A 17,049-nucleotide genomic window follows, 5' to 3' on the forward strand; every position below is an offset into this window, starting at 1 on the left:
TTCGGCCGAGTACGGCCAGTACGAGGCCGAATCGCCCGCACCGCCAGGAACCACCTCCATCACGAAGCCCATCGACCAAACTCACCGGACAGCGCCTAAGCTTCGGCGGTGATCCGGACATCGCGGTCCGGAGAATCTTCCGGGAGTGGTGATGTCGCGGAACGCGGTGCCGGAATCCAGTTCACCCGTGCTGGTCGGTCGTGAGGCCGAACTGCGGGCGCTGGCCGCCGCGGTCACCCGGCCGCCGGCCGTGGTGCTGCTCGAAGGCGAGGCGGGCATCGGCAAGACGCGCCTGCTCACCGAGCTGCTGCGCCTGCCGGAGGTGGCCGCGCGGCGCCTGCTGGTCGGGTACTGCCAGCCGATGCGCGAGCCGTTCCCGTACGGCGTGGTCCTCGAAGCCCTGCGTGAGGCGGGCTCGCACCTGGCCACCGCCGAGCTGAGCCCGGTCACCGGGGTGCTGCGGCCGTACCTGCCGGAACTGGCCGCGTTCCTGCCCGATCCACCCGAGGCGGCGGACTCGCGATCGGAACGGCACCGCATGTTCCGCGCGGTCCGGGAGCTGCTCGGCGTGCTCGGGCCCGCGGTGCTGGTGGTCGAGGACCTGCACTGGTCCGACGACGGTTCGCGGCAACTGCTGCGCTTCCTCACCGCCGACCTGCCACCCGGGCTGAGCCTGCTGCTGACCTACCGGCGTGAGGAACTGCCCGGCGGCATCACCCTCGGCCGCGCGTTCCGGCCGGCGCCGGGCACCGCGAGCGAGGTCGTCGAGCTGAGCCCGTTCGACGCCGAAGGGGTGCGCCGCCTGACCACCGCGATCCTCGGCAGGCGTGAGGTATCGCCGGATTTCGCCGCGCTGCTGCACGAACGCACCGCCGGGATCCCGTTCGTCGTCGAGGAAACGCTGCGGACCCTGCGTGGTGCGGAAGGCGCCGTGCACTCCGACGGCGCCACCGCGAGGCGTCTGCTGGACACCGCGGAGGTGCCCGCGCTGCTGCGCGAGGCGATGCTGGAACGGCTGTCCGGGCTGCCGATCCCGGCGCGCCGGCTGGCGTACGCGGCGGCTGTGCTCGGCACTCCGGCGACCCGCGAGGTGCTCGCCGAGGTCGCCGGACTGCTCCCCGGCCGGGCCGACGAGGCGCTCACCCGCCTGCTCGACACCCAGGTGCTGCTCGAAAGCGGGCCGTGCCGGTACGGCTTCCGGCACACGCTCGCGCAGCAGGCGGTCTACCGCACGCTCGCCGGGCCGGATCGGCAGTCGCTGCACCAGCGCGCGGCCGTGGCCCTGGCCACGGCGGAACCGCCGCCGCTGGTCCGGCTGGCCGAGCACAGCCGCCGCGGTGGTGACCAGGCCGGGTGGCTGCGCCACGGTGAGGCGGCGGCGGACCGGGCCGTCGAGGTCGGCGACCCGTCCACGGCCACCGGCCTGCTCAAGGATCTCCTCACCGAGGGCCTGCTCGCCGACGCCGACGTCGACCGGCTGGCGGTCAAGCTCAGCCGGGTCGCGGTGCTCGGGGTGGCGCAGCAGCACGAGGTGATCGAGGTGCTGGCGGGCCTGCTCAACGACCGGCGGCTGGCGCCGGACAGCCACGGCCAGGTGCGGCTCAACCTCGGCCTGCTGCTGATCCGCCAGGAGGGCGGGCAGGAGTCCGGGCGCACCGAGATCGAGATGGCCATCCACGAGCTCGGCGAACGCGACGCGCTGGCGCTGCGGGGCATGTCCGCGCTGGCGCAGCCGTTCATCGGCACCACCCCGCTGGCCGAGCACCTGCGCTGGATGTCCAAAGTGGACACGCTGATCGAGGACGTGACCGATCCCGGGGTGCTGCTGACGCTGATCGCCAGCAACGGCCCGTCCCGGCTGCACATCGGCGACCCCGGCGCCTGGGAACTGCTGGCCCGGCTGCCCGTGCGGGCCGAAAGCCGGGCCGAACAGCAGCAGCTGGCCAGGGCGCACTGCAACATCGGCGACGCGTGTGCCTGGACCGGGCACCTGCGCAAGGCGGAGAACCACCTGCGCACCGGGATCCGGCTGGCGCACGAGGGCGGGGCCTCGTTCCTGGTGAGCATCGCGAGCGCCACCCGGATGCACCTGGACTGGCTGACCGGCGACTGGGACTCGGTGACCGAGCGGGCGCGGCGGCTGCTGGAGGAGTACCACGAACTGCGGCCGGTGGCCGACGAGTTGTCGCTGGTCCTCGGCTCGCTCGCGGTGGCGAAGGGCGAATGGGAGCGCGCCGAGCGGTACTTCACCGACTCGGGCACCGGGAGGGCGGAGAACGCGGTCACGCCGGTGGTGCTCGACGCCTGGGGCGGCACGATCCGGGTGCTGCTGGCCAAGGAGGACGTCGTGGCGGCGGCTGCGGCGGCCGACGACGGGCTGCGGTTGTTGCGGCGCAAGGGAGTCTGGGCCTGGGCGGGCGAGCTGGTGCCACCCGCGGTGATCGCCTACTGCACCGCGGGCCGGATCGACGCCGCGGCCGCGCTGACCACCGAGTTCGCCGACGGCATCGCGGGCCGGGACACCCCGATGGCCGACGCGGCGCTCGCCGAAGCCCGCGGCATCGTCGAACTGCACCGGCAGAACCCGGCCGCGGCGATCGACTTCCTCACCGAAGCACGCGCGGGGTACGCCGCCCTGCCCGCGCCGTACTACGCCGCGCTGGTCGCGGTCCGCCTGCTGGAGAACGCACCGGCGCCCGACGGCGAACTCGCGGCACTGGCCGAGGAGTTCACCGCGCTCGGCGCGACCAGGGACGCCGCGCGCTGCCGCCACCTGCTGCGCGCGAGCGGTGTGGTGGCGCCTTCGCGGCGGGGCAGGCGCGGGTACGGCAACGAACTTTCGCCGCGGGAACGGGATGTGGCGCGGCTGGTGGCGGGCGGTTCGACGAACCGCGAGATCGCCGAAGTGCTGTTCCTTTCCCGGCGGACCGTGGAACAGCACGTGGCGAACGTACTGCGGAAACTCGATCTGCACTCCCGGGCGGACCTGCGTTCGCCATCGGATCCGCAGCGCTGAAAAAGCCGCCCGGCGGCCTTTTCACCGGCATGGACTAGTGCTGACCGTCTTCGTTGGCTTTGACGAACGCCGATTCGACCTCGATGGAAACCCGGCCGCGTTCGGAGACCTCGAATCCGTGCTCGCGCGCCCAGGCCCGGATCGCCTGGGCCCGCGCCCGCCTCGCCGAGGTCCCCACCGCGGGTCCGGCGTTCGGCATGGGCGGTGACCCGCGCTTCTTGCGCCCGCTGACCCGGCGGGCGACCTCGACGAACCGGAACAGCGCGTCCCGCAGTTCGTCGGCGTTCGCGGCGGAGAGGTCGATCACGTAATCGACCCCGTCCAGGCCGAAATGAACGGTTTCGTCGGCCGGCGACCCGTCGATGTCGTCGGACATCACCACGGAAACTTTTTGTGCCACGTCTCCCGCTCCCAAGACGATTCCGGCGCACCCCCTGGTCCGCCACCCTCTTGGCACGATAGACGATCGGTGTACAACTGCGGTATTCGGCTTGCTCAGTCGTGTTTCCGGGACGCGGAATCGAGCCGGTCGTAGTCCTGATCGGACAGTGAAAGGGTGAGTGCGGCCAGATTTTCCTCCAGATGGCGGCGTGACGAAGTCCCCGGAATGGGCAACACGACCGGTGAACGCCGCAACAACCAGGCCAGCGCCACCTGCGCCGGGGTCGCCCCGACTTCTGCCGCGACCGCGGCCACCACACCGTCCGAGCGCGTGCTCGACTTGATGGGCAACCACGGGATGAACGCGATACCACGGCGTTCGCAGTACTCGAGCACTGGTTCAGACCTTCGTTGTTCGAGGTTGTACAGGTTCTGCACGCTCGCGATCGGGGTGATCGTTTCGGCCTCCCGGAGTTGGGCCACACTCACCTCGGACAGGCCGATGTGCCGGATTTTGCCCTCTTCGCGCAGCCGGGTGAGCGCGCCGATCTGGTCAGCCAGCGGAACCAGCGGGTCGATCCGGTGCAACTGGTAAAGTTCAATTTGCGGAATTCGCAACCGGCGCAGGCTCAGTTCCGCTTGTTGGCGGAGGTATTCCGGGCGGCCGAGCGGAATCCAGTCGTCGCCGGGATGGCATTGCCCGCCCTTGGTGGCTATCACCAGTCCACGCGGATAGGGGTGCAGCGCTTCGGCCAGCAGTTCTTCGTTCAGGCCGAGGTCGTAGGAGTCGGCGGTGTCGAGGAAGTCGACGCCGAGTTCGACGGCGCGGCGGGCGATCCGGATCGACTCCGCGCGTTCCGCGGCGGTCGCCCCACCCAGCCGCATGGCACCGAAGCCGAGCCGGTTCACCGTCAGCTCCCCGCCGAGGGTGAGCGTGGCGTGGTTCGTCATGGTCATGTGCTCACTCTGGAACCGCCCTGTTGTTTAGACAAGCGAGTCATTCTTGGGCATACCGCGTAGTATCACTTAAGTGTTGAACCTGGAACGCCTGCGCGTGCTGCGCGCGGTCTCGACGACCGGTTCGGTGAGCGGCGCGGCGGCACACCTGCACGTCACCACTTCGGCGGTTTCGCAGCAGCTGGCGCGGCTGGAGCGCGAGGTGGGGCAGCCGCTGCTGGAGCGCAACGGCCGCGGCATCCGGCTCACCGACGCGGCCGCGCTGCTCGCCGCGCACGCGGACCGGTTGCTGGCACAGGTCGAACGGGTGGAGGCCGACCTCGCCCGGCACCGGGGCGCGGTCGCCGGGGCGCTGTCGATGGCGGCCTTCGCGACCGCCGCGCGGGGCCTGCTGCCCGGTGCGTTGCGGGCGCTGCGGGCCGACCATCCGGGTTTGCGGGTCCGGTTGGACGAACGGGAGCCGCCGGAAGCCATCAGCGGGTTGTGCCGGGGCGATGTCGACGTGGCCGTGGTGCAGGACTGGCCCGAGTCGCCGCTGGAACTACCGGAAGGCTTGTCGCGCGAGACCCTGCTCGACGATCCGCTCGACCTGGCGGTGCCCGCGGATCACGAGCCGAGGGCGAAGCTGGCGGACGAGGAATGGATCACCTGGACCAGCGGCCAACTCTGCCACGACTGGCTCTCGCGCACCCTCGGCGAGCCGCGGATCGTGCACACCGCCTCGGAGCACTCGACGCAACTCGCGCTGGTCGCCGCCGGCCTGGGCGTCGCCCTCCTGCCGCGCCTGGGCCGGGACCACGTGCCGGACGGCGTGCGCGTGGTACCCATCGACCCGGCCCCCACGCGCCAGGTGCACGCCCTATGGCGAACCAGCGCCGCGCGACGCCCCGCCATCCGAGCCACCGTCCTCGCCCTACGCCACGCCGCCGCCCACCCCACCCCCTAACCAACCCTCCCACCCGAACCCCCCACTCCCGCAGCCGAACCCCACACTCAGGCACCCGAGTCCCACGTTCCCGCAACCGAACCTCACGTTCCCGCAGCCGAGTCCCACGTTCCCGTAGCCGAATCGCACGTTCAGGTAGCCGAATCGCACGTTCAGGTAGCCGAGTCCCACGTTCAGGAAGTCGAGTCCCACCCCCAGGCAGCAGAGCACCCGAAGCGCGCGTTCCGGCAGCCGAACTCCACACTCAGGCACCCGAGTTCCACGTTCAAGCACCCGAATCGCACGTTCCCGTAGCTGAACCCCACACTCCCGTAGCCGAATCGCACGCTCAGGTAGCCGAGTCTCACGCTTAGGAAGCCGAGTTCTACGTTGGTATAGCCGAGGCTCGCATTGAGATGGCCGGGCTCCACGTGTCTGCAGCCGAGCCCCACGGCAGTCGGCCGAGCCCACGTTGCGTGGCCGAATCCCGCCCTCAAGAAGCCGAGTTCCACATTCAGGCAGCCGAGCTAAACACTCCTGCAGCCGGATCGCACCCTCAGGCACCCGAGTTCCACGTTCGCGCAGCCGAGTCTCACGTTCAGGTAGCCGAACTCCACGTTCAGTCGGCCGAGTTCCGCGTTCCCGTAGCCGAATCCTGCACTCGGGCGGCCGAAACCCAGACTCGGGTAGTCGGGTTGGCGCAGCCGAGCCCCACGTTCCCGTAGCCGCTCTCCGCGTTCAGGGCCCAAGCTAGCCAAGTTGGGGAGCGGTCCCATGCCGTGAATGTGGCTTTCACGGCGTAATCCGCCGTGAAAGCCACATTCACGGCACCTGTCTCGGTTCAGGTGGCGAGGGCGGCGCAGGTGGTGGGGTAGAGCGGGAGTACGCGGTCCAGGCCGGTGATCGTCAACGGCCGCAGCACGATCTCACTGACCGTGACCACGCGCAGGAGCTCCGGCAGCCGGCAGTTCGCCTCGATCAGCACCGAGATCCCGGCGCTGGCCAGGAACTGCACGGCGTCGAGGTTGACCACCAGCGCGGTCGGGTCCTCCTTGACGGCGTAGGCGATCGCCTCTTCGAGCAGCGGCGCGGTGGTGGTGTCCAGTTCGCCGGTCACCGCCAGTTCCACCGCACCACCGTGCCACGCGACGGCGATGGTGATGTCCTGTTCCGCTGTTCGCACCCCGGACGTCAGCATCCAGCCATCCTGACATCCCATCGGTGGCGGGCACCACCACTGTCACCCTTGAATGTCCACAAAGGACGGATCGGTGCGGCCGCGGTCGAACTCCTCGCCGAACCCGGCCTCACCGAGCGTGGCGACCACGGCGGCGGTGACGCGGTCGACGTCGCCGCGTTCGGCCTCGGGTAGTGGGGTGCCGACGGAGTTCCTGGTGGCGGCCGCGGCGCCGAGCAGGCGCGCGGCCTGCCGGTGGTCGCCGACGGCGGCGGTGGCGCCCGCGAGCCCTTCCATCGCCAGCGCGATCGAGCGCGGATCGCCGGTGGCGGACGCGGCGGCGAAGCCCTCCCGCTGCCGGGCCATGGCGAGCTCGGTGTCCCCGCGCTGCTCGGCGGCGAACCCGAGCTCGGCCAGCAGCAGCGCGGTGCCGAGGTCGCCGTCGACCTGACGGCACCAGTCGAGCCAGCGCTCCAGGTGGACCTCGGCCTGCGCATACCGGCCCTGCCGCCGCGCGGAGAGGCCGAGCCCGATCTCGGCGAACTGCTCCCCGCGCTTGTGCGAATGCTGCGCGGACAGCTTCCGCGCGCGCTCGTGGTACTCGTCGGCCTTGGCGAACTCGCCCTTCAGCAACGCGATCCGCCCGATGCCGGACAGCGTGTACGACACCTCGTTCCACAGTCCGAGTTCCTCGGCGAGCCGCAGGGCGTTGCGGTGCAGGCTCTCCGCGCGCTCGTAGTCGCCGGCGATTTCGGCCAGCGAACTGAGCGTGTCGGTCGACTTGACCTCGCCCCACCGGTCGCCGACCTCGCGGAACAACTCGATGGCGCGTTCGCTGTCACGCTTCGCCTGGGCCAAGCCACCACGCGGGCGCGCCTGCATGGCCTGCAGGCTGAGCGCGGCCGCCTCACCCCAGCGGTCGCCGAGCGCGCGGAACCCGGCGAGCGCGCGGTCTACCCGCGCGGCCCCGAGCGACAGGTCGCCCGAGCCGATCAGCGCGAAGCTCATGAACCACTCCGCCCGCGCCCGGCCGAGCGGATCGTCGATGTCGTCGTAGAGCGCGAGCACCTTCTCGGCCCGCTCGTGCAGGCCGGGGCCCTCGCCGATGAGGCCCATCAGCCCGGCCTGCCAGGCCATCGCCGTGGCCCATGCGGCGTCCGGCGCGTGCCCGTCGATGGCCAGCGCGGCGTTCACCGACCGGTGTCCCTCGCGCAGCCTGCCGCGCAGGAACCAGTACCAGCCCAGCGCGTTGACCAGGCGGATCGCCAGCTCCGCGTCTCCGTCGAGCTCGGCGCCTTCGAGCGCGGCGCGGAAATTGGCGCTCTCGGAGTCCAGCCGGTCCAGCCAGGCGCGCTGCTCCGAACCGCACAACTGCGGCTCACCGCGTTCGGCCAGTCGGAGGTAGTAGCGGTTGTGCCGCCGCCGGACGCAGTCGAACTCGCCGACCTCGTGCAGCCGCTCGACGCAGTACGCCGAAACGGATTCCAGCAGCCGATACCGGGTGCGGCCGTGCGTTTCGGTCACCGCGACCAGCGACCGGTCCACCAGTCGCGCCAGCAGGTCCAGCACCTCGGCCGGTTTCACGCCCTCGCCGGCGCACACCGCCTCGGCGGCTTCGAGGTCGCAGCCTTCGACGTGCAGGGCCAGCCGTCGCAGCACGATCCGCTCGGCCTCGGTGAGCAGTTCCCAGCTCCAGCCGATCATCGCGCGCAACGTCTGCTGCCGGGCGGGCGCGCCGCGATGCCCGCTGGTCAGCACACGGAACCGGTCGTCCAAGCGGGACAGCAACTCGCCCGCGCCGAGCACCCGGATGCGGCTCGCGGCCAGTTCGAGCGCCAGCGGGATGCCGTCGAGCCTGCGGCAGATTTCCGCGACCGCGTCGGTGTTTTCGTCGGACAGCGCGAAACCCGGGGCGACCGCGGCCGCGCGCCTGCTGAACAGCTCCACCGCGCTGGGCAGCTCCAGCGGGCGAACGCCGTAGACGACCTCGCCCGCCAGCCCGAGCGGCTCCTGGCTGGTGGTCAGCACCCGCAGGCCGGGGGAGGCCAGCAGGAGCGACTGCACCAGCTCGGCGACCGGCTCGACCAGGTGCTCGCAGTTGTCCAGCACCAGCAGCAGTTGTTGATCGCGCAGGGCTTCGGCCAGCTGCTCCGACGGCGACGGCAGGGCGCCCGCCACCGCGTTCTCACGCAGGTTGAGCATGCTCGCGGTGACCTCGGCGACCGAGCACGCCGCCTCCGGGGCGCCGTGCGTCCAGTGCCCGGCCAGCTCGACCAGCCACACGCCGTCGGGGAACTCGCCGGTGAGCCGGGACGCGGCCTCGATGGCCAGCCGCGTCTTACCGACCCCGCCCGGACCGGCCAGCGTGACCAGCCGGTTCGCGCCGAGCAGGTGGCCGACCTCGGTGGCCTCGCCGTCACGGCCGATCAGCTCGGTCAGGGGAGCGGGCAGGTTCGTGGCGCGCCGGGCCGACGGCGTGAGCGCGGGATCCTGCCGCAGCATCGACTGGTACAGCTCGGCCAACTCGGGACTCGGATCGAGCCCGAGTTCGTCGGCGAGCCGCTCACGCAGCTCGGCGTACCCGGCGAGCGCTTCGCTCTGCCGTCCCGCGCGGTACAGGGCGAGCAGGTGGGCGCGGCGCAAACGTTCGCGCAACGGGTGCCGCGCGACCAGATCGGCCAGCTCACCCGCCAGTTCGCTGTGCTCACCCAGTTCCAGCCGGGCTTCGGCCTGCTCTTCGAACGCCACCAGCCGCAGTTCGTCGAGCCGCTGGACCACCGGGGCGAGGAAGTCCGCGTCGGGGAAGTCGGCGAAGGCGGCGCCTCGCCAGAGCGCGAGCGCTTCGCCGATCCGGGACGCCCTCGTGCGGGGATCACCGGGTTGCCGCGCCTGGTCCAGCAGGCTTTCGAAGCGTTCGGCGTCGACCTCGGGCGCGTGCAGCGCGTACCCGGACGGGCCGGAGACCACCAGTTCCCGGCCACCCGGCTCAGCCTGCTCCAGTGCCCGCCGCAGCTGCGACACCTTGGTCTGCAGCGCGCCGATCGGATTGGCGGGCGGCTCGGTGCCCCAGAGGTCGTCGACGAGCCGGTCGGCCGAAACCGGGCGACCGCGGTGCGCCAGCAGGTCCGCGAGCAGGGCGCGGACCTTCGCCTCCGGGACCTTCACCGGTCGCTGATCCGCCGTCCACACCGCAAGCGGACCAAGCACCCCGAAACGCACGAAACCCAGCGTAGCCGGAGGGACCGACAGTCTCCCGTGACCAGACCCGGACCGGACCGAAAGCCGCCGCCCGCACGGTGGAACTCGTCAGGGGAGACCGAACGAGAGAAGGAACGATGACGGAGAACTTCACCACCCGCGCCACGGTCGCCGGGCTGGGCGACATGGGGCAGGCGCTGGCCGCGGCGTTGCTGCGGAACGGGTTCTCGACCACGGTGTGGAACCGCACGCCGGGCAGGGCCGGGTCGCTGACCGCGGCGGGGGCGCGGGAGGCGACCGGACTGGCGGAAGCGTTCGAGGCGAGCCAGGTGGTGATCCTGTGCGTGATCGACAACTCGGCGGTCGACGAACTGCTGGCGGCGGCGGGTGACCGCCTGCGCGGGCGGACCGTGGTCAACCTGACCAACGGTACCCCGCGCCAGGCCCGTGAGCTGGGAGAACGCGTCACGGCGCTGGGTGCGGAGTACGTCGACGGCGGCATCATGGCGGTCCCGCCGGGCATCGGCACCGACCAGTCGTTCGTGCTGTACTCCGGCTCGGAGAGCGCCTTCAAGGCCAATCGCGACCTGTTCGAGGCGTTCGGCGGGGTGCAGTTCGTCGGCGAGGACACCGGGCTGGCGTCCTTGTACGACCTGGCGCTCTTGAGCGGCATGTACGGCCTGCACGCGGGAGTCATGCACGCCTACGCGCTCATCGGCTCGGAGGGGATTTCCGCGACCGACTTCTCCGCGTTGCTGGTGCCGTGGCTGCGGGCGATGTCCGGGTTCGTCACCGAGGCGGCCGACCGGATCGACCGCGACGAGTTCACCAAGGACGTGGTGTCGAACCTCGCCATGCAGGCGAAGGCGTTCCCGAACCTGATCGAGGCCAGCAAGGAGCAGGGCGTGCGGCCGGACCTGATGGAGCCGGTGCTGCGGTTGTTCCAGGAGTGGGTGGCGAAGGGCCACGGCGACGAGGACGGGGTCGGCGTGGTGCGGCTCCTGCAGGAGCGCGCATGAGCCCGCGAGTCGTCGTCACCGGTGGGACGCACGGGATCGGCCTGGCGATGGCGAAGGGCGTGCTGGCGCGGGAAGGTCAGGTGCTGATCACCGGCCGGAACGAGAGCAAGGTCGAAGCGGCACGCGACGAGCTGGGTTCGCGGGCGTTCGTCCTGCGGTCGGACGCGGCGAGCATGGCCGACATCGACGCGCTGGGCCGCATCGTCGCCGACCGGCTCGGCTCGGTGGACGCGGTGTTCGTCAACGCCGGGGTGGCGATCAACCAGCCGTTCGCGGACGTGTCGGAAGCGACCTACGACCGGATCTTCGACGTCAACACCAAGGGCGCGTTCTTCACCGTGCAGCGGCTGCTGCCGCTGGTGCGTGACGGCGGCTCGATCGTGTTCACCACCTCGGTGGCCGACGAGGGCGGCGCGGCAGGCATGGCCGCCTACTCGGGCTCGAAGGCGGCGCTGTGGTCGTTCGCGCAGGTGCTGGCCGCGGAGCTGCTGCCGCGGGGCATCCGGGTGAACGCGGTGGCGCCGGGGTTCGTCGACACCCCGACCATGGGGCTGACCGACGCGACCGCGGAGGAACGGGCGGCGTTCTCGGAACTGGGCGACCTCGCCACGCCGATGAAGCGCCACGGCACCATGGACGAGGTGGCGGCCGCCGCGCTGTTCCTCGCCTTCGACGCCACCTTCACCACCGCCGTCAAACTCCCCGTGGACGGCGGCCTGGGCCGGCGAATCGCGTGACTTAGTCAATGCTATGAGTGGGGCATTACTTGCAATGAACGCAAGTAATGCCCCACTCCTGGCATTCGGCCGAGAGGTCAGGGGACGATGGAGTCGACGTAGCCGCCGTCGACGCGGACGGCGGCGCCGGTGGTCGCCGACGCCTGCGGCGAGCTCAGGTAGACCACCATGTTCGCGATCTCCTCCGGCTCGATGAGCCGCTGCAGCAGCGACTGCGGCCGGTGCAGCCGCATGAACTCCCGCTGCGCCTCCTCCCACGGCAGCGAGCGGTCCACCAGCTGGTACACGAAGTCCTCCACGCCACCGGTGTGCGTCGGCCCGGCGATCACCGAGTTGACGGTGACGCCCGTGCCCGCCGCCTCCTTGGCGAACCCGCGCGATACCCCGAGCAGCGCGGTTTTCGAGACGCCGTAGTGGATCATCTCGGCCGGGATGACCAGTGCGGAGTCGCTCGCGATGTTCAGGACGCGGCCCCAGCCGCGGCCGGTCATGCCGGGCAGGTAGGTCCGGGTGAGCCGGACCGCGGTGAGCACGTTGACCTCGAAGTACCGGCGCCATTCGTCGTCGCTGATCTCCAGCGGGGCTTCGGCGCCGAAGATGCCGAGGTTGTTGACCAGGACGTCGACCTCGGGCAGCTGGGCGGCGAGGTCCGCGGCGCCCTGTTCGGACGCCACGTCGGCGACGGCCGCCACCGCCTCACCGCCCGCGGCGCGCACCCGCGCCACCGCCTCGTCCACAGTGGACTGCTTGCGCCCGTTCACCGCCACCCGCGCGCCCGCGCGGGCCAGGCCGGTCGCGATCGCCAGGCCGATGCCCTGGCTCGACCCGGTGACCAGCGCGGTCTTGCCGCTCAGATCCAAGTGCATCGCGGGCGCCCCTCAGGCCACGTTGAAGGTGTCGGGGTCCGGGCCGGTGCGCTCACCGCGGTCGAGCGACGACAGCGCGGCCACATCCTCGTCGGCCAGCTCGAAGTCGAACAACGCCGCGTTCTCGCGGATGCGCGACGGCGTCACCGACTTGGGGATGACCACGTTGCCCAGCTGCACGTGCCAGCGCAGGACGATCTGCGCCGGGGTGCGACCGTGCTTTTCGGCCAGCTCGCGCACCACCGGATCGGCGAGCAGGTCGCCGCCCTTGGCCAGCGGGCTCCACGCCTCGGTCACGATGCCGTGCTTCTCGTCGTACTCGCGGACCTCGGCCTGCTGCAGGTACGGGTGCACCTCGATCTGGTTCACCGCGGGCACCACCGAGCTGGTGCGCGCCAGCTCGTCCAGGTGAGACGGCTGGAAGTTCGACACGCCGATCGCCCGGATCCGGCCGTCGGCGTGCAGCTTCTCCAGCGCCCGCCAGGTCTCGGCGTACAGGCCGCGTTCCGGCGTCGGCCAGTGGATCAGGTACAGGTCGAGGTAGTCGAGCCCGAGCAGTTCGGCGCTGTTGTCGAAGGCCCGCAGCGCCTTGTCGTAGCCCTGGTCGGAGTTCCACACCTTGGTGGTGATGAACAACTCCTCGCGCGCCAGGCCGGAGTCGGCCAGCGCCTGCCCGACGCCGCGCTCGTTGCCGTACACGGTCGCGGTGTCGATGCTGCGGTACCCGGCCTCGAGGGCGGAGGTCACCGCGGCGGTGGTCTCCGCGTCGGGCACCTGGAACACCCCGTACCCCAGCTGCGGCATGACTACGCCGTTGTTCAGGGTGACGGTGGGAATGCCGGTCATGAAACCTTTCCTCTCTCTGTTCTTTCCTCAGTGGACGGTGACGCGCCCGGGGGACCGCTGCCGGTCCAGCATCCCGGAGAACAGCGCCACCAGCAGCCCGGAGGCGGCCAGCAGGGCCCCGATCCAGTTGGGCGCGGTGTAGCCGAGGCCGCCGTCGATGGCGAGCCCGCCGAGCCAGGCGCCGCCGGCGTTGCCGAGGTTGAACGCGGCGATGTTCGCCGCCGACGCCAGCGCGGGCGCCTCTCCGGCCTGCGCCAGCACCCGCGCCTGCAGCGGTGGCACGGTGGCGAACCCGGCGGCCCCGAACAACGCGATGGTGATCGCCGCGGGCACCTGGGCGTGGGCGGTGAACACGAACGCCAGCAACACCAGCGCGAGCGCGGCGAGGATGACGTACAGGCTGGGCATCAGCGCGCGGTCCGCGGCCCGCCCGCCGAGCAGGTTGCCCGCGACCAGCCCGGCCCCGAACAACACGAGCAGCCAGGTGACCGCGCCGGAGGAGAACCCGGCGACCTCGGTCATCATCGGCGCGATGTAGGTGAACGAGGCGAACACCCCGGCGAAGCCGAGCGCGGTCATCGCCAATGCCAGCCACACCTGCGGTTTGCGGAACACCGCCAGTTCGCGGCGCAACCCGCCGCTCTCCACCCGCGCCTGCCGCGGCACCAGCGCGATGATGCCGATCAGCCCGACCACGCCCAGCGCGCTGACTGCCCAGAACGTCGAACGCCAGCCGAGTTGCTGGCCGAGCGCGGTCCCGGCGGGCACGCCGAGCACGTTCGCCACGGTCAGCCCGGTGAACATCAGCGCGATCGCGCCGGCCTGTTTCGTCGGCGCGACCAGCGAGGCGGCGACCACCGAGCCGACGCCGAAGAACGCGCCGTGGGACAGCGCCGCCACGATCCGCCCGGTCATCAGCAGGCCGTAACTCGTGGCCACGGCCGAGATCAGGTTGCCGACGATGAACAGCACCATCAGCCCGACCAGCACGGTCTTGCGGGGGATCCGCGAGCCGAGCGCGGTGAGCAGCGGCGCGCCGACCACCACGCCGAGCGCGTAGCCCGAGATGAGCAGGCCGGCGGCCGGGATGGTCACGCCGAAGTCCGCGGCGACCTCGGGCAGCAGGCCCATGATCACGAACTCCGTGGTGCCGATGCCGAAGGCGCTGATCGCCAGCGCGAACAGGGCGACGGGCATGGTAAACCGCTCCTCCACTCCGGCGGGTATCCTTGGGCTGAGCAGATACCAGCGTGAGCAATAGTTGCAGACGCGGGTAATTGCTGACGACGGATACGCTAGCAGGCAACGATCGGCGCTGCCGGGCGAGGAGTGGTGAACCGTGTCACTGCCGGATGACGCCGTGGAGGCACGCGCCCAGGGGTGGCGCACCCTGGCCGCCCTGCACGCCCGCATCGAAGACCAGCTCGAACGCGCGTTGCAGCGCGGGCACGAGCTGTCGGTCAGCGAATACACCGTGCTCGACGTGCTGGCCCGGCAGGACGGCTTCCACCTGCGGATGACCCAGCTGGCCAACGCCGTGGTGCTGAGCCAGTCGGCGACCACCCGGCTGGTGAGCAGGCTCGAAGATCGCGGCCTGCTGCAGCGCTACCTGTGCCCGACCGACCGCCGCGGCATCTACACCGAGGTCACCGCGGCCGGCCAGGCGCTGCTCGCCGAAGCCCGCCCGACCCACGACCGGACGCTCTCGCAGGCGCTGGCCGAGGCCGGGGAACTGCCCGAGCTGGCGCCACTGGTGGGGGCCCTCGCCCGGTTGGCTGACGTTTCCTGATCGCATAACCGCTGCTCACGGCCTACGATCCGAGCGTGGAGCTCCCCGTGATGCCGCCGGTCAAGCCGATGCTGGCCAAGTCCGTCCGTGAGGTGCCGCGCGGCCCCGGCGTGCTGTACGAGCCGAAGTGGGACGGCTTCCGCTGCATCGTCTTCCGCGACGGCGACGAGGTCGAGCTGGGCTCGCGCAACGACCGGCCGCTCACCCGGTACTTCCCCGAACTGGCCGACCTCCTGCGGGCCGCGTTGCCGCCGCGGTGCGTGGTGGACGGGGAGATCGTCGTGGTCACCGGCTCCGGCCTGGACTTCGACACCCTGCAGAACCGGCTGCACCCCGCCGCCTCCCGCGTGCAGAAGCTGGCCGTGGAGACGCCCGCCAGCTTCGTCGCCTTCGACCTGCTCGCGCTCGGCGATCGCGACCTGACCGAGGAGCCGTTCGCCGAGCGCCGCCGCCTGCTGGCGAGCCTGCTCTCCGACGCGCTGTCGCAGATCGTGCTCACGCCGGTCACCGACGACCCCGCGGTGGCCGAGGACTGGTTCACCCGGTTCGAGGGCGCCGGCTTCGACGGGGTGATGGCCAAACCGGGCGATCTCCCGTACGAGCAGGACAAGCGCGTGATGTTCAAGGTCAAGCACGAGCGCACGGCCGACTGCGTGGTGGCCGGATTCCGCTGGCACAAGGATGGCGAGAGCGTCGGTTCGCTGCTGCTCGGCCTTTTCGACGACGACGGCAGGCTGCACCACGTCGGCGTGGCCAGCAGCTTCACCGCCGCGCGGCGCCGGGAGCTGGTCGACGAACTGGCGCCGTTGCGGGAGAACGCGCTGGCCACGCACCCGTGGGCGGAATGGGCCGAGGCGCAGGCGCACCTGGGTGGCCGGATGCCGGGCGGTGTGAGCCGGTGGACCGGCAAGAAGGACCTCTCGTGGGAACCGCTGCGGCCTGAATGGGTGGCCGAGGTGCGCTACGAGCACGTGATGGCCGGGCGGTTCCGGCACGGCGGCAGGCTGGTCCGCTTCCGGCCGGACCGCGAACCGTCGTCCTGCACCTACGCGCAGCTCGACGAGGTGGCGCCGGCGGAATTGGCGGCGTTGTTCGGGAAAGCCGCGTCCGGGACAGCCGGATGAGCGAGGCGGTGGTGTTCACCACGGACGGGGTCGACGTGCCGATCACCTCGCCGGACAAGGTGTTCTTCGCCGAGCGCGCCGAGACGAAGCTCGATCTGGCGCGTTACTACGAGGCCGTCGCCGGGCCGTTGCTGAACACCATCCAGGGGCGGCCGCTGCTGCTGGAGCGGTATCCGGCGGGCGCGGGCGGGAAATCCTGGTTCCAGAAGCGCGTGCCGAAGTCGGTGCCGCCGTGGCTGAAGACCACCGTGGTGTCCACGCCGAACGGCACCACCAGCGACGCGCTGGTCGCCGCCGACCTCGCGCACATCCTGTGGGCGGTCAACCTCGGCTGCCTGGGTTTCCACGTGTGGCCGTACCACGCGGACACCCCGGAGGTGACCGACGAACTGCGCATCGACCTGGACCCGTCGCCCGGGGTCGAATTCGCACAGCTGCGGGAAGCGGCCGGGCTGACCAGGGACCTGCTCGGCGAACTGGGCATCGAGGCGCACCTGAAGACCTCGGGTTCACGCGGGCTGCACGTCTACGTCCGGCTGGCACCGCGGTGGGACGGCTACCAGGTGCGGGCCGGTGCCGTGGCCCTGGCGCGTGAGCTGGAGCGGCGGCACCCCGGGCTGATCACGGCGAAGTGGTGGAAGGAAGAACGCGGCTCCCGCGTGTTCGTCGACTTCAACCAGAACGCGCCGCACAAGACGGTGTTCGGGGCGTGGTGCGTGCGACCGCGTGCCGGGGCGCAGGTGTCCACGCCGATCCGCTGGGACGAACTCGGCACCGTCGAACCCGACGGCCTGACCATTGCGACCGTGCCCGCGCTGGTCGCCGAGCGCGGTGACCCGTGGGCGGGCATGAACGAGCGGCCGCAGTCGCTGGAACCGCTGCTGGCGTGGTCGCGGCGGGACCTGGACGGCGGCCTGATGGACGCGCCGTGGCCGCCGGTCTACCCGAAGCAGCCCGGCGAACCCCCGCGTGTGGCCCCGAGCCGCGCCAAGCGCCCCTGATCACCTGGCGCGG

At 71.2% G+C, this 17,049-nt stretch carries 14 protein-coding genes; 7 read left to right on the forward strand and 7 right to left on the reverse strand.

What is annotated here, in order from left to right:
* Positions 1–151 precede the first annotated feature (151 nt).
* Complete coding sequence (locus JOM49_RS14065; protein ID WP_245369326.1) at positions 152–3,016, forward strand: ATP-binding protein; 2,865 nt, start codon at positions 152–154, stop codon at positions 3,014–3,016.
* 34 nt (positions 3,017–3,050) lie between these two features.
* On the opposite strand, the gene JOM49_RS14070 is transcribed toward JOM49_RS14065, so the two are convergent.
* Positions 3,051–3,416: a histone-like nucleoid-structuring protein Lsr2 gene (locus JOM49_RS14070; RefSeq protein ID WP_209664740.1), complete on the reverse strand. Its 366-nt coding sequence runs from the start codon at positions 3,414–3,416 to the stop codon at positions 3,051–3,053.
* Positions 3,417–3,511: 95 nt separating this feature from the next.
* On the reverse strand, positions 3,512–4,354 hold the full coding sequence (locus tag JOM49_RS14075) for an aldo/keto reductase (RefSeq protein WP_372444006.1): 843 nt from the start codon (positions 4,352–4,354) through the stop codon (positions 3,512–3,514).
* Positions 4,355–4,427: 73 nt separating this feature from the next.
* Here JOM49_RS14075 and JOM49_RS14080 point away from each other — a divergent pair, with 73 nt between their 5' ends.
* Positions 4,428–5,300, forward strand: coding sequence for a LysR family transcriptional regulator (locus JOM49_RS14080; RefSeq protein ID WP_209664741.1), 873 nt, complete (start codon positions 4,428–4,430; stop codon positions 5,298–5,300).
* 820 nt (positions 5,301–6,120) lie between these two features.
* Here JOM49_RS14080 and JOM49_RS14085 read toward each other — a convergent pair.
* Together JOM49_RS14085 and JOM49_RS14090 are read right to left on the reverse strand one after the other, a co-directional pair.
* A complete protein-coding gene (locus JOM49_RS14085; protein ID WP_209664742.1) occupies positions 6,121–6,477 on the reverse strand; it encodes an STAS domain-containing protein in 357 nt (118 codons plus the stop codon).
* A 42-nt stretch (positions 6,478–6,519) separates the two neighbouring features.
* Positions 6,520–9,621, reverse strand: coding sequence for an AfsR/SARP family transcriptional regulator (locus tag JOM49_RS14090; RefSeq protein ID WP_308158737.1), 3,102 nt, complete (start codon positions 9,619–9,621; stop codon positions 6,520–6,522).
* A 170-nt stretch (positions 9,622–9,791) separates the two neighbouring features.
* On the opposite strand from JOM49_RS14090, the gene JOM49_RS14095 reads away from it, so the two are divergent.
* Together JOM49_RS14095 and JOM49_RS14100 are read left to right on the forward strand one after the other, a co-directional pair.
* Positions 9,792–10,673, forward strand: a complete 882-nt coding sequence (locus JOM49_RS14095; protein WP_209664744.1) for an NAD(P)-dependent oxidoreductase — start codon at positions 9,792–9,794, stop codon at positions 10,671–10,673.
* The gene (locus tag JOM49_RS14100) at positions 10,670–11,410 is read left to right on the forward strand and encodes an SDR family oxidoreductase (RefSeq protein ID WP_209664745.1); all 741 of its coding nucleotides are present in this window, start codon (positions 10,670–10,672) and stop codon (positions 11,408–11,410) included. The genes JOM49_RS14095 and JOM49_RS14100 overlap by 4 nt, the downstream gene beginning before the upstream one ends.
* A 77-nt stretch (positions 11,411–11,487) precedes the next feature.
* Here JOM49_RS14100 and JOM49_RS14105 read toward each other — a convergent pair whose 3' ends face one another.
* The 3 genes from JOM49_RS14105 to JOM49_RS14115 are packed head-to-tail and all read right to left on the reverse strand — an operon-like array spanning position 11,488 to position 14,319.
* Positions 11,488–12,276 carry an SDR family NAD(P)-dependent oxidoreductase gene (locus tag JOM49_RS14105; RefSeq protein WP_209664746.1) on the reverse strand — a complete coding sequence of 263 codons (789 nt, stop codon included), beginning with the start codon at positions 12,274–12,276 and terminating at the stop codon, positions 11,488–11,490.
* 12 nt (positions 12,277–12,288) lie between these two features.
* Positions 12,289–13,122 (reverse strand): aldo/keto reductase, encoded by an 834-nt coding sequence (locus JOM49_RS14110; protein ID WP_209664747.1) that lies wholly within the window; start codon positions 13,120–13,122, stop codon positions 12,289–12,291.
* Positions 13,123–13,149: 27 nt separating this feature from the next.
* On the reverse strand, positions 13,150–14,319 hold the full coding sequence (locus JOM49_RS14115) for an MFS transporter (protein WP_209664748.1): 1,170 nt from the start codon (positions 14,317–14,319) through the stop codon (positions 13,150–13,152).
* A gap of 142 nt (positions 14,320–14,461) precedes the next feature.
* Here JOM49_RS14115 and JOM49_RS14120 point away from each other — a divergent pair, with 142 nt between their 5' ends.
* The 3 genes from JOM49_RS14120 to ligD are packed head-to-tail and all read left to right on the forward strand — an operon-like array spanning position 14,462 to position 17,036.
* On the forward strand, positions 14,462–14,911 hold the full coding sequence (locus JOM49_RS14120) for a MarR family winged helix-turn-helix transcriptional regulator (RefSeq protein ID WP_209664749.1): 450 nt from the start codon (positions 14,462–14,464) through the stop codon (positions 14,909–14,911).
* A gap of 35 nt (positions 14,912–14,946) precedes the next feature.
* Complete coding sequence (locus tag JOM49_RS14125) at positions 14,947–16,035, forward strand: ATP-dependent DNA ligase (protein WP_209664750.1); 1,089 nt, start codon at positions 14,947–14,949, stop codon at positions 16,033–16,035.
* On the forward strand, positions 16,032–17,036 hold the full coding sequence (gene ligD / locus JOM49_RS14130) for a non-homologous end-joining DNA ligase (protein WP_209664751.1): 1,005 nt from the start codon (positions 16,032–16,034) through the stop codon (positions 17,034–17,036). Before JOM49_RS14125 ends, ligD begins: the two co-directional genes overlap by 4 nt.
* The last annotated feature ends 13 nt before the right edge of the window (positions 17,037–17,049 follow it).

The sequence above is a fragment of the Amycolatopsis magusensis genome, assembly GCF_017875555.1.
GTDB lineage: Bacteria > Actinomycetota > Actinomycetes > Mycobacteriales > Pseudonocardiaceae > Amycolatopsis > Amycolatopsis magusensis.